1 pseudogene is annotated in these 257 nt (G+C 72.8%); it reads right to left on the reverse strand.

Annotated features, from left to right (window positions below):
• Positions 1-257: pseudogene (locus tag SB751_RS32570) on the reverse strand (guanosine-3',5'-bis(diphosphate) 3'-pyrophosphohydrolase); the annotation flags it as partial.

A 257-nucleotide genomic window follows, 5' to 3' on the forward strand; every position in this document is an offset into this window, starting at 1 on the left:
GTTCGTCCACGGCGGCGGCGGTGGTGGCCACCAGTTGGTGCTCCGGCGCGAAGCGGCGCGCCACCACGGCCGCCAGGCGCTTACCCAGGCCGATGTCGGCCAGGATTTCCTCGCGCGAGCTGGCGCCGGTGCTGCGCGCCAGCTTCTGCCAGGCCGGATCGTCGGTGGCCGGCAGCGGCATATGCAGCTCCTGCAGGGCCTGGCCCAGCAGGCGCTCGCCGAAGGCGACCGATTCCTCGTACTTGACGGTGCGCAGG

Origin of the sequence: Cupriavidus sp. SIMBA_020 (assembly GCF_046535395.1) — a bacterium.
Taxonomy (GTDB): domain Bacteria; phylum Pseudomonadota; class Gammaproteobacteria; order Burkholderiales; family Burkholderiaceae; genus Cupriavidus; species Cupriavidus campinensis.